The 12,746-nt window shown below is 39.5% G+C and carries 7 protein-coding genes and 2 rRNA genes (1 of these 9 running past the window's edge); 8 read left to right on the top strand and 1 reads right to left on the bottom strand.

What is annotated here, in order from left to right:
* The 3 genes from NSCAC_RS05430 to tsaB form a co-directional block, all read left to right on the top strand.
* Positions 1 to 1,455: ribosomal RNA gene (locus NSCAC_RS05430) — 23S ribosomal RNA — on the top strand (it extends 1,446 nt beyond the left edge of the window).
* 82 nt (positions 1,456 to 1,537) lie between these two features.
* Positions 1,538 to 1,652, top strand: a 5S ribosomal RNA gene (rrf, locus tag NSCAC_RS05425).
* Between the two features lie 126 nt (positions 1,653 to 1,778).
* Positions 1,779 to 2,441 (top strand): tRNA (adenosine(37)-N6)-threonylcarbamoyltransferase complex dimerization subunit type 1 TsaB, encoded by a 663-nt coding sequence (gene tsaB / locus NSCAC_RS05420; RefSeq protein ID WP_197743834.1) that lies wholly within the window; start codon positions 1,779 to 1,781, stop codon positions 2,439 to 2,441.
* Positions 2,442 to 2,677: 236 nt separating this feature from the next.
* Here tsaB and mutS read toward each other — a convergent pair whose 3' ends face one another.
* Positions 2,678 to 5,224 carry a DNA mismatch repair protein MutS gene (gene mutS / locus NSCAC_RS05415; RefSeq protein ID WP_197743833.1) on the bottom strand — a complete coding sequence of 849 codons (2,547 nt, stop codon included), beginning with the start codon at positions 5,222 to 5,224 and terminating at the stop codon, positions 2,678 to 2,680.
* A 620-nt stretch (positions 5,225 to 5,844) separates the two neighbouring features.
* Here mutS and NSCAC_RS05410 point away from each other — a divergent pair.
* The 5 genes from NSCAC_RS05410 to NSCAC_RS05390 all read left to right on the top strand — a co-directional run bounded on the left by NSCAC_RS05410 (position 5,845) and on the right by NSCAC_RS05390 (position 12,569).
* Positions 5,845 to 6,741 carry an Abi family protein gene (locus NSCAC_RS05410; RefSeq protein ID WP_197743832.1) on the top strand — a complete coding sequence of 299 codons (897 nt, stop codon included), beginning with the start codon at positions 5,845 to 5,847 and terminating at the stop codon, positions 6,739 to 6,741.
* Between the two features lie 343 nt (positions 6,742 to 7,084).
* Positions 7,085 to 7,567 (top strand): CinA family protein, encoded by a 483-nt coding sequence (locus tag NSCAC_RS05405; protein WP_197743831.1) that lies wholly within the window; start codon positions 7,085 to 7,087, stop codon positions 7,565 to 7,567.
* 64 nt (positions 7,568 to 7,631) lie between these two features.
* Complete coding sequence (gene recA / locus NSCAC_RS05400; protein ID WP_197743830.1) at positions 7,632 to 8,666, top strand: recombinase RecA; 1,035 nt, start codon at positions 7,632 to 7,634, stop codon at positions 8,664 to 8,666.
* 46 nt (positions 8,667 to 8,712) lie between these two features.
* A complete protein-coding gene (gene alaS / locus NSCAC_RS05395; protein ID WP_197743829.1) occupies positions 8,713 to 11,331 on the top strand; it encodes an alanine--tRNA ligase in 2,619 nt (872 codons plus the stop codon).
* Positions 11,332 to 11,342: 11 nt separating this feature from the next.
* Positions 11,343 to 12,569: an aspartate kinase gene (locus tag NSCAC_RS05390; RefSeq protein WP_197743828.1), complete on the top strand. Its 1,227-nt coding sequence runs from the start codon at positions 11,343 to 11,345 to the stop codon at positions 12,567 to 12,569.
* Positions 12,570 to 12,746 lie beyond the last annotated feature (177 nt).

The raw sequence follows: 12,746 nt of genomic DNA, 5'->3' as shown, positions 1-12,746 counted from the left end.
ATATCCTAGTTTAAGTGTGTAGGAAGTACTCTTAGGAAAATCCGGGAGTATATAATTCTGAGGCATGATGACGAGCTCTCTGTTAAGAGAGTGAAGTAGTTGATGCCCTGCTTCCAAGAAAAGCCTCTAAGCGATAGGTTATATGAGACCGTACTCTAAACCGACACAGGTGGGTAGGGTGAGAATCCTAAGGCGCTTGAGAGAACTCGGGTGAAGGAACTCGGCAAATTGGCACCGTAACTTCGGGAGAAGGTGTGCCCCTGGTACGTGAAGGGCTATACGCTTGGAGCGGAGAGGGGTTGCAGTGACCAGGTAGCTGCGACTGTTTACTAAAAACACAGCACTCTGCAAACTCGAAAGAGGAAGTATAGGGTGTGACGCCTGCCCGGTGCCGGAAGGTTAAATGATGGGGTTAGCTGCAAGGCGAAGCTCTTGATTGAAGCCCCGGTAAACGGCGGCCGTAACTATAACGGTCCTAAGGTAGCGAAATTCCTTGTCGGGTAAGTTCCGACCTGCACGAATGGCGTAACGATGGCTACACTGTCTCCACCCGAGACTCAGTGAAATTGAATTTGCTGTGAAGATGCAGTATACCTGCGGCAAGACGGAAAGACCCCGTGAACCTTTACTATAGCTTTACACTGGATTTTGAATCTTCTTGTGTAGGATAGGTGGGAGACTGAGAAACTAGGGCGCTAGTTCTAGTGGAGTTGTCCTTGAAATACCACCCTGGAATATTCGAAGTTCTAACCTAGGTCCGTGATCCGGATTGGGGACAGTGTATGGTGGGTAGTTTGACTGGGGCGGTCTCCTCCCAAAGAGTAACGGAGGAGCACGAAGGTACCCTCAGCGCGGTCGGAAATCGCGTGGTGCGTGCAAAGGCAAAAGGGTGCTTGACTGCGAGACGGACAGGTCGAGCAGGGTCGAAAGACGGTCTTAGTGATCCGGTGGTTCTGTGTGGAAGGGCCATCGCTCAACGAATAAAAGGTACTCCGGGGATAACAGGCTGATACCGCCCAAGAGTTCATATCGACGGCGGTGTTTGGCACCTCGATGTCGGCTCATCACATCCTGGGGCTGTAGCCGGTCCCAAGGGTATGGCTGTTCGCCATTTAAAGTGGTACGCGAGCTGGGTTTAGAACGTCGTGAGACAGTTCGGTCCCTATCTGCCGTAGGCGTTGGAGATTTGAGAGGGGCTGCTCCTAGTACGAGAGGACCGGAGTGGACGAACCTCTGGTGTTCCGGTTGTCACGCCAGTGGCATTGCCGGGTAGCTATGTTCGGAAGGGATAACCGCTGAAAGCATCTAAGCGGGAAGCCTGCCTCAAGATGAGATCTCCCTGAACCTTAAAGGTTCCTAAAGGGCCGTTGAAGACGACAACGTTGATAGGTGGGGTGTGGAAGTGCAGTAATGTATGAAGCTAACCCATACTAATCGCCCGTGAGGCTTGACTATATAACACCCAAGCAAGTTTGGTATATTGATTAAGGTTTCTAATTTCTTAAGTTTTCTCGATTTTATAGTTTTTTAGTTTTTGCCTGGTGGCCATGGCAAGTAGGTCCCACCCGATCCCATCTCGAACTCGGAAGTGAAACTGCTTAGCGCCGATGATAGTGTGGGGTTACCCATGTGAAAGTAGGTCACTGCCAGGCATTTATTTTTTATGCAACTCCCTTAGCATATCGATATAATTTATGTTAAGGGATTTTTTTTGCCTGCTTTTATGGTATCTGATAGCTATCCCGAATGGAAAAATATTACTCTGGTATTAAATTTTTGTGAATCTACTTGCATTAGATACTACAACTGAAATATGCTCAATTGCATTAGCGGTAAATGGAGCAATTTACGAGCACTCTATAGCTACTCACCAAGGGCATTCTGAGCACATTTTAAATATGATTAATATGCTATTAGCAGAAACTGAAGTCTCCTTATCAGCAATTGATCTATTAGCTTTTGGTAAAGGACCTGGATCTTTCACTGGACTACGTATTGGTATTGGTATAGCACAAGGGATAGCGTTTGCTCGAGATATTCCTGCTATACCTGTCTCTTCTTTAGCCGCTATTGCTCAATCCCATGAATCCAAAAAATCACTTGTAGCTATTGATGCTCGAATCGGAGAGGTATATTGGGGAGTTTATGAGAAGGAGGATTCTGGCTTGACTATTTTAAAAGAAAATGAACTAGTTTGCTCTCCGCAAGAGGCACCTTATGTACAAGGTGATGATTGGTTAGGGTTAGGTTCAGGATGGAGATCATATGAAAATCAATTAGCCACACGTTTTAATAAATCTGTAATAGGCTGGAATTCGGAGTGCTACCCTAAAGCAAATGCAATTGCTGCACTTGCAGTAGATATTTTTGCTCAAGGAATATCAGTAACCGCTGAAGAGATACTTCCTACTTATATTAGAAATAAAGTAGTAAGAAGCTAATAAGGAAAAATAACTATACAGAAATGTATTGGATTAAATATATTAAATATATCAGATAAAGGTTAACCCTAAATGTGCAAATAAAAATTTAGAACAGGAGTTTAAATCAAGGGATTTAAAACTGATAGATTAATCCCCATCTAGCTGATTTTTCTTTAAATTTTTATTTAGAAGTATCCTAGCTTTCTCTAACAAGTAATTCAGTTTTTTGTTGCTATATACAACGATTCTTAATTTTAAGAGTTCTCATTAATATTAATCAGTAGCTGTTTTTGTTTATAAAGTATCTCTAAAGCTTGTCTAGGACTCACATCATCCAAATCTAAATTAGATAAATTCTTAATAATAGAAAGATATTGGGAACTTACTTGTTCCTGAGTACAATTTTCTAATTTTATAAGCTGATACTGAGCTTGTTCTATTATTTCTTGAGGCATGCCTGCCAGTGCGGCAACCTGTAAACCATAGCTCTGTCTCGCTGGACCTTCTCTGATTTTATGCAGAAAGATAATTTGTTCTTCATATTCAGTTGCTGCAAAGTGAATATTAACTATATTAGGAAAATTTTTAGTAAGCTTGGTAAGTTCAAAATAGTGAGTTGAAAACAAAGTAAAAGCACGAAGCTTATATGCTAAATGAGAAATAACTGACCAAGCTAGCGATAATCCGTCAAATGTGCTGGTGCCACGACCAATCTCATCAATTAGTACCAAACTATTTTGGGTAGCATTATTTATAATATTTGCGGTTTCACTCATCTCTACCATAAATGTTGAGCGACCTCCTGCCAGATCATCAGAGGCACCAATACGAGTGAAAATTCGATCAATAGGTCCAATTTTTGCGTAATCGGCAGGGACAAAGCTACCTATATAGGCCAAAAGCACGATAAGTGCTGTTTGGCGCATATAAGTAGATTTTCCACCCATATTAGGACCTGTAATAATTAAAATTTCATGATTCTTATAGAGTTTTAGATCGTTAGGTACAAAAGGAGTATCTAAGTTTTTTTCAACAACTGGATGCCGTCCTTGCTCAATAAAAATCTCAGGCTGGCTACTAAATATGGGCTTAGTATAGGAAAGGTCTTTAGCACGTTCAGCTAAATTATTAAGTACGTCTAGTTCAGCTAAAGCACTAGCACATTGTTGAAGTGCAGGTAGGGGATCTAAAAGCTGAGTAAGTAATCTTTCATAAAGTATTTTTTCACGATTTAGAGCTCGATCACGTGCAGTAAGTATTTTGGTTTCAAAATCCTTTAACTCTGGTGTAATATAGCGCTCTGCATTTTTTAAGGTTTGGCGACGAATATAATGGCTAGGAGCCTTATTAGTTTGAGCACGAGTAATTTCAATAAAATAACCATGAACTTTATTGTAATCTACTCTAAGTGTAGGAATTTCTGTAACTTTCCGCTCTTGTTGCTCTAGTTCAATCAAAAATTGCCCTGTATTTTCGCTTAATTGCCTTAATTGATCTAACTCAGTATCAAAACCAGAAGCAATTACACCTCCATCCCTAATTAATAAGGATGGGTTTTCCGCAATTGCATCTTTTAGTAATTGATAGACTTCAGGGAATGGACCTAATGCTTTCTGTAGAGATTGGAGTAAGGTACTTTTTTCTAAAGAGGATAAAATTTTTTGAGTTTCTGGGAGTAGAAAAAATGTTTCTCGTAACTGCACAAGATCTCTTGGGCGAGCAGATCGTAATGCTATCCGAGCAAGAATGCGTTCTATATCGCTTATGTTATGTAATAGCTTTTGTAGTTTCTCAACAGATCCAGACTCTAAGAGGATACTAATGGCTTGCTGTCGCTCTCTAAGTAAATCATGATTCCGCACTGGTCTGTGGAGCCATCGCCGTAATAAGCGCCCTCCCATTGGAGTTGCAGTATTATCAAGTATAGAAATTAAAGTATGACTAGCATCACCACTAATACTCTTTTCTAGCTCTAAATTATATCGAGTATTAGGATCAATAATGACACTTGTTTCTTGCCATTCTATCTGAATTTTTTGAATATGGGGAGTGCGCATTTGTTGAGTATCATGGATATATTGAAGTAACCCTCCAGCAGCAGATATAGCCGCTTTTAGTGTTTCACATCCAAGACCATATAAATCTTGAATACTATATTGTTGACAAATTTTACGGTAAGCAATTTTTTCATCAAAATACCAAGCAGGTAGGGCACGAACGAGGTATTTTTTTAAGTTAATAGAAGAAAATACCAAGCCCTCATTTATTAGAATCTCTGCTGGATGAATTCTTGCCAACTCAATTGCCAAGGCTCTTTCATCTTCAATTTCTAGAATTGTAAACCGTCCACTACTTAGATCAAGAATCGCTAAGCCAATTAGCTTAGCGCTTTTGCAAAGTGCAACTAATAAGCTATCTTGGCGTGAATCTAATAGTGCCTCATCAGTAATCGTCCCAGGGGTAACCACTCGAACAACTTGACGTTCAACTGGTCCTTTACTTTTAGCAGGATCTCCAATTTGCTCACAGATCGCTACTGATTCTCCTTGATGAACTAATTTAGCTAAATAAGAATCTAGGGCATGATGAGGAATTCCTGCCATAGGAATAGCTTGGCCTGCAGATTGCCCTCGGGCGGTTAGTACAATATCAAGCAATTGAGAAGCACGTCTTGCATCTTCATAGAATAGCTCGTAGAAATCCCCCATACGGTAGAGTAGCAACATATCAGGATAACCTTTTTTTATCTGTAGGTATTGCTGCATCATAGGAGTGTGCGAAGAAAGATTCGTTTTATCCATATAAATTAATTCATTAGAGTTTCTTCGTCAGGTTTTTAGGGCAAATTTGAGACAATTTAGCACATATTTTGCTTACTCTCTCAGATATGTTCCAGCTTACTGGGAGACTTTGAATCTATCCAGCGACCATACACTTCACTTGTACAAGTGTGCAGGAACATTTCCGCTTTGTTGTAGATGCTCAAGAAGTTGTGACCATCGAGAGTTTTGCGCCAAGTGTACTTTACGTAAAGATGTTCTAAAGTATACTTTATCAAGTGTCGGTCTATTCACATAAGATCGCCAAGGCATCACTCCACTATCTGGGATCGTGTATAACCATTCAAGCAGAAATCTTAAGCCCAGTGCGGTAGATAAGACGCTGACCATGCATCTCAAGAAAAATAACTATATTCTTTACAGGAGGCGTTTATGGTAGGAGGTTAAGGATTTAGGAAAGGTAGCGTGTTTAGGGCAACGACTCCAACAGATTTTTTAGACCTTTTGACTTGTGTATGGTGAGTGATTAGATTAAGATAAACTTAACGCACCCGCTACACGTCCTATCTTCGGGTAGGGTTCTGCGATATGCAGACGTGCAAAAGGCGGGTTTTTTTTGTCTATACGTTTATATTACGTTCATGGCAATAAGTCTGATTCCATTCAATAAACCAGCATATTCGCCAGAGCAGCTCCTCCAAAAGCTGGAGAAGCAAGGATTAGTTGTAGATGATACCAAGCAGGCGTGTAATTATATACGCTTTATGGGTGGATATCGTCTCAAAGGGTACTGGCATCATCTGGTCGATCTGGTCACTAAAGCTTTTCCAGCTGGCTATAGATTTGAGTGCATTGTCAGTCGCTGTGAGTTCGATAGAAAGTTGAGAGTCCTCACCATGGCGGCCATCGAGCGTCTGGAAATTGCGGTGAGGGTTGTAATGGCTAATTATCTAAGCCTCAGGTACTCACCGCATTGGTTTTTAGATGCACACTTGTTCAAGCAAGGAGGTGCTACTGATCTTGTAGCGAAGATTGAAGCTGAAGTAGAGCGAGCTCGAGCTTATGGTAAAACATTCGTGGAGTATTATTTTTCGCGATATAGTAAGCCCCATCTTCCACCTAGTTGGTCGGTGTGTGAGTGCGTAACATTTGGGCTTTGGTCCAAGACCTATCAGTTATTAAAGAACTCGGATGATCGTAAGGCAATCAGCCGGCGCTTCAACATCAACACGACTGAAGTATTTGAGTCATGGATTCATACTTTAACGGTTGTACGCAATATGGTAGCTCACAGTGGACAACTTCTTCGTGTGACACTTGGTGTTCCACCCAAAAATTATCATAAGGAAAATATTTGGTTTACCAATTCAAAATCCTTCTATGCGGTAGCAACAGTCATTAATTACCTGTTGCACCAAACTGGTCTGCCGCAGGCGTGGCCAGAACAGTTGAGTGCGTTATTTGCCGAGTATCCAGAGGTAGACTTGGCTGAGATCGGCTTCCCGAAAGATTGGAGCAATCAATCAGGCTGGCGGTAATTAGCACCCAATCCTCCCGTTCGCTTATTTGCTATGCACTCGGTATGAGTACTGCATCCAACCTAACCAATGCAGCTTACACTAAGCCATAGAATATTGATTCTAGAGAACACTATAATTGTCTCAATAAATTAGTACTAAAATTGGAAGGCACAATTAGTCACCCTTATTATAGTAGCAATCGCTCTATTAATCTTTAAATAGAGAGGCGTTTGATAGATTCATTTATTATGAATAAAACCATTGACTAATAAGTGAAATTACTTAACGTAAGGCATATCATGTAATGCATACCTCAGCTTTAAAGTGATGAGATTGTTTAGGTTAATTTAAGATATTAAAAATGAAATTAGAAATTCTGGCACACCAACTAGGTGAGTCTTTAAAAAAATCTCGACAAAAGATAGTCACTGCTGAATCTTGTACAGGTGGAGGAGTAGCTCAAGCAATTACTACTGTTCCTGGAAGTTCCTCTTGGTTTGAACAAGGGTTCATTGTTTATAGTAATAGAGCAAAGCAAGAGCTATTAGAGGTTAATTCTGAAACTCTTTCTCGTTTTGGTGCTGTAAGTCAAGAAACTGTGGTAGAAATGGCAAAAGGGGCTTTAAAATTTAGTCATGCAGATGTGAGTGTTGCCACCAGTGGTATTGCTGGACCCACTGGAGGATCTCTAGAAAAACCTGTAGGTATTATATGGTTTGCGTGGACATTAAAAACAGGAGAAATATGGGCAGAGAAGAAACATTTTTTCGGTACCAGAACTCATGTTCAAATGCAAGCAGTAGAAACAGCATTACAAAGGTTATTAACTATTTCAGCTACTTAATATATTACTTCCTAAAAATATGGGATAATCCCTAACTACAATTTTAACCATCTTGAGACAAGATATGGATGAAAACCGTAAAAAGGCTCTAGAAGCTGCTTTATCTCAGATCGAAAAACAATTTGGTAGAGGTGCAGTGATGCGCCTTGGAGATGATACCAGTGTTATACATGAGATAGATATTATCTCTACCGGATCACTCAGTTTAGATATTGCCCTTGGAATTGGTGGATTGCCTCGCGGGAGGATTATAGAAGTTTTTGGACCGGAATCCTCTGGTAAAACCACATTAGCACTACAAGCTGTAGCAGAGGCACAAAAACTAGGAGGTACAGCTGCTTTTATAGATGCTGAACATGCTCTTGATCCTCAATATGCTAGACAATTAGGTGTTAATGTAGATGATTTATTAATCTCACAACCAGATACGGGAGAACAGGCTTTAGAAATTGCAGATATGTTTGTTCGCTCTGGAGCAGTAGATACGATTGTTGTCGATTCAGTAGCCGCTTTAACCCCTAAAGCAGAAATTGAAGGAGAGATGGGCGATTCTCATATGGGATTACAAGCTAGGCTAATGTCTCAAGCTTTGCGTAAATTAACTGCAAATATTAAACGCTCTAACACGTTAGTTATTTTTATTAACCAAATTAGAATGAAAATTGGGGTAACGTTTGGTAATCCAGAAACCACAACTGGAGGTAATGCTTTAAAGTTTTATGCTTCAGTACGGTTGGATATTCGCCGGGTAGGTGCTTTAAAAAAAGGTGAGGATATTATCGGTAATGAAACCAAAGTAAAGGTAGTTAAAAACAAAATGGCTCCTCCTTTTAAGCAAGCCTCTTTTGATATTTTATACGGTGCAGGCGTTTCCCGTGAGGGTGAGCTTATTGATTTAGGTGTTCAAGAATCTTTAATTGGGAAAACAGGTGCTTGGTATAACTACCATGATAATAGAATGGGGCAGGGTAAAGATAATGTACGCCAATACTTAAAAGAAAACCCAAAAATAGCTAAAGATATTGAAGCAGCCATTCGAGCAAAACTCTTACCTGCAGTAAAACAAAATATGAAAAATAGCTCTGAGCATAAAAAGTAATACCCTTAAGCTCTTAAATCGCATTATTAGATTAAATAGATAGCCCATGAAAAGCAGTGCAGAAATTAGAAAAGCATTCCTTGATTATTTCTATAGTAAAGATCATGAAATTATCCCAAGTAGCTCTTTAATTCCTGCTAATGATCCTACACTGCTTTTTACTAACGCAGGGATGGTTCAATTTAAAGATATATTTTTAGGTTATGAAAGAAGATCTTATCAGCGTGCTACAAGTGCTCAGCGTTGTATGCGTGCAGGGGGTAAACATAATGATTTAGAAAATGTGGGCTACACAGCACGGCATCACACTTTTTTTGAGATGTTAGGTAATTTTAGTTTTGGAGATTATTTTAAACGAGAAGCTATTAGCTATGCTTGGGATTTTTTGACTAATGTCCTTGATTTTCCTCCAGATAAGTTGTGGGTAACTGTTTTTGAAGAAGATGACGAAGCGGCCGATATTTGGTTAAAGGAAATTGGCATAAACCCAAATCGTTTCTCCCGTTGCGGATCTGATGATAATTTTTGGTCTATGGGTGATATTGGACCCTGTGGACCTTGCTCAGAGATTTTTTATGATCATGGTCCCAGTGTTGCAGGAGGCCCCCCAGGAAGTCCGGATCAAGATGGAGATCGCTATATTGAGATCTGGAACCTAGTTTTCATGCAATATAACCGAGATGAGAAAGGTCAACTTTCCTCTTTACCTAAACCCTCTGTGGATACTGGGATGGGGTTAGAGCGACTTGCTGCAATTTTACAGGGAGTCCATAACAACTATGATATTGATTTATTTCGTACACTGATTGCTGCAATTACAAATCTTCCTGCAACACATAGTTATGATTTACAAAGCCCATCATTACGAGTCATTGCTGATCATATTCGCTCTTGCACTTTTTTGATTATAGATGGGATTCAACCTTCCAATGAAGGAAGAGGCTATGTGCTACGCCGCATTATTCGTCGTGCTATTCGCCATGGTCATAAGTTAGGGCTAAATACACCATTTTTTTACAAGCTAGTTAACCCTTTAGTTGAGGAAATGGGCTCTGCTTATCCAGAACTTATTCGAGGTCAACAGCAAGCTATTCAAGTTCTAAAATTAGAGGAAGAGCGCTTTAATGAAACTCTAGATCACGGGCTGAAAATTTTAGAGCAAGATATTGTGAATTTATTAGGATCTGAAATTTCAGGGGGAACTGTATTTAAACTCTATGATACCTTTGGCTTTCCTATTGATTTAACTGCCGATATTGCAAGGGAACGAGGACTAAGTATAGACATTGCAGGGTTTGATAAAGAAATGGCTAAACAACGTGCTCGGGCTCAAGCAGCCAGTCGCTTCAAAGATCAAAATATTCAGCTACCAGTAAATACAGAAACTAAATTTACTGGCTATAACACTTTACAAGGCGATGGAGCAATCATAAGCTTATTTAGAATAGTAAATGACACTATCACTCCAGTAGATCAGCTTAATATGGAAGAAGAGGGAATTGTAGTATTAAATCAAACCCCATTTTATGCAGAATCTGGTGGTCAAATAGGCGATCAAGGCGAACTATATACTAGAAACAGTTTATTTTCTGTAATTGATACCCGTAAACAAGGCTATACTCACCTCCACTTAGGAAAAGTGGTTACAGGAATACTAAGAATAGGAGAGATTATTCAATCCCAAGTAAATGCGAATTATCGAGTACCTACTAAAATGAATCACTCGGCAACCCATTTACTTCATGCTGCATTGCGGGAAATTTTAGGACATCACGTAGCACAGAAGGGATCTTTAGTGACTCCTGATCGTTTGCGGTTTGATTTTTCTCACTCTGGGGCAATCACCCAATCTCAGCTCAATGAAATTGAGCAATTAGTTAATGCAAAAATCAGAGAAAATTTGCCTGTAGAAACTATAATTATGCCTTTACAAAAGGCTTTAGATTCTGGGGTTACAGCTCTATTTGGGGAAAAGTATGGAGAATCTGTACGGGTATTGAAGATGGGGGATTTCTCTACGGAGCTTTGCGGTGGAACCCATATTGGTCAAACTGGAGAAATTAATTTATTTAAAATTGTTAGCGAAACAGGTATTGCAGCAGGTATTCGCCGTATTGAAGCACTGACTGGAAAACTTGCTCTTGATTGGATAGAGCATAACGAGGCTATGCTAGAGACTATTGCATCTCAGCTAAAAGTGGTGCCAAATAAAATTTCCGAAAAAATTTTACAATTACAACAGCAAATAGCCCATCAGGAAAAGGAACTACGTCTTCTTAAGACTAAACTTATAAATAGCGAAGGCACAGATTTAAGTGCTCAAGCTCAAGAAATTAAAGGGATGAAAGTGCTGGCAGCTTTTCTTGAGGAGGCAGATATAAATCATCTAAGAAGCACTGTAGATCAGTTAAAAAGTAAGCTGGGCACGGCCGTGATTGTATTAGGAAGTGTTACAGAGAATAAAGTCATTTTAATTGCTGGGGTAACTAAAAATGCTACTCAATATATTAAAGCAGGTGACTTAGTTAACTTTGTTGCTGAACAAACAGGGGGTCGTGGAGGAGGAAGACCAGATATGGCTCAAGCTGGTGGAAAAGATCCAAGCAAATTAGGTACTGCACTTAAATCAGTACCTAGTTGGGTAGAGAAGAATGTAAGTAAATAATTTTATATAAAATGGCTTTAATCGTTCAAAAATTTGGAGGTACTTCAGTTGGTTCTCCTGAGCGAATTGCTTCAGTTGCAAAAAAAGCAGCTACTTTTCGAGAAAAGGGACATAGTTTAGTTATTGTAGTATCTGCTATGAGCGGGGAGACAAATCGATTACTCGCTTTAGCTCATGAAATCAACCCTAATCCCGAACCTAGAGAGCTAGATGTATTGCTTGCTACAGGGGAGCAGGTAACGATAGCTTTATTAAGTATAGCAATTGCTAAATACCATCTTCCCGTGCGTTCTTATACAGGTGCTCAAGCTCGGATTCGGACGGATAGTGCCTATAGTAAAGCACGAATTCAAAATATTGATACAAAGCAAATTTTCCACGATCTTAATCTTGGGCGTATTGTGGTCGTTGCTGGTTTTCAGGGGATAGATGATAAGGGAGATATTACTACTTTAGGTAGGGGTGGATCAGATACTACTGCAGTTGCATTAGCAGCTGCATTGAAAGCAGATGAGTGCCAAATCTATACAGATGTAGATGGAGTTTATACAACTGATCCAAGGGTAGTACCTGAAGCACGGAGGCTCAATAGCCTAGCTTACGAGGAAATGTTAGAGTTGGCTAGTTTAGGTGCTAAAGTATTACAAATTCGCTCAGTTGAATTTGCAAGTAAATATAATGTACCTTTGCGGGTATTATCATCATTTGAGGAAAATGGGGAGGGAACTATTATTACTGCTGAAACAGAAAGAATGGAAGAGCCATTAATTTCTGGAATTGCTTTTAATCGAGACGAAGCGAAACTTACCATATTAGGGGTGCCAAACGAACCTGGAGTAGCTTATCGCATTCTTGAGCCTATCGCTGGTGCCAATATTGAAGTTGATGTCATTATCCAAAATGTTGGTCAAGATGGTACTACAGATTTTACTTTCACAGTACATCGCAATGACTATCAAAGAGCCCTAAGGATTTTAAAAGACACATCAGTACAATTAAAAGCCCGTGAAGTTATCGGAGATGACAATATTGCAAAAGTATCTCTTGTAGGAGTAGGAATGCGCTCTCATGCAGGGATTGCTAGTACTATGTTTCGCATCTTAGCTGAAGAAAAGGTAAATATTCAAATGATTTCTACATCTGAAATTAAAATATCAGTAGTTATTGATGAAAAATACTTAGAAGCAAGTATCCAAGCACTACATACGGCATTTAATCTAGCAAAGCCTACTGGGTAAAATCTAATTTTTATATAAGAGATTATTTTTAAAATAAAAATTATAAAACGCTTAATGATTTTCATTTTAAGTGCTATCCAACTATAGCATTATATATTACAATTTAAGGCTATTGGATTCTGTAACCTAGTATGGATATTGTGAGTATACGGGTTCTAATAAATGGATTTTTTAAGA

Origin of the sequence: Candidatus Nitrosacidococcus tergens (assembly GCF_902810445.1) — a bacterium.
GTDB lineage: Bacteria > Pseudomonadota > Gammaproteobacteria > Nitrosococcales > Nitrosococcaceae > Nitrosacidococcus > Nitrosacidococcus tergens.
Note: the sequence above shows the minus strand (reverse complement) of the source record. Positions and strands in the feature narration are given on the sequence as shown.

What these genes read in the sequence shown, in the direction of transcription:
- alaS (WP_197743829.1), top strand. Translation starts at nt 8,713, where the DNA reads ATGAAAAGCAGTGCAGAAATTAGAAAAGCATTCCTTGATTATTTCTAT.
- NSCAC_RS05410 (WP_197743832.1), top strand. Translation starts at nt 5,845, where the DNA reads ATGGCAATAAGTCTGATTCCATTCAATAAACCAGCATATTCGCCAGAG.
- recA (WP_197743830.1), top strand. Translation starts at nt 7,632, where the DNA reads ATGGATGAAAACCGTAAAAAGGCTCTAGAAGCTGCTTTATCTCAGATC.
- mutS (WP_197743833.1), bottom strand. Translation starts at nt 5,224, where the DNA reads ATGGATAAAACGAATCTTTCTTCGCACACTCCTATGATGCAGCAATAC.
- NSCAC_RS05390 (WP_197743828.1), top strand. Translation starts at nt 11,343, where the DNA reads ATGGCTTTAATCGTTCAAAAATTTGGAGGTACTTCAGTTGGTTCTCCT.
- NSCAC_RS05405 (WP_197743831.1), top strand. Translation starts at nt 7,085, where the DNA reads ATGAAATTAGAAATTCTGGCACACCAACTAGGTGAGTCTTTAAAAAAA.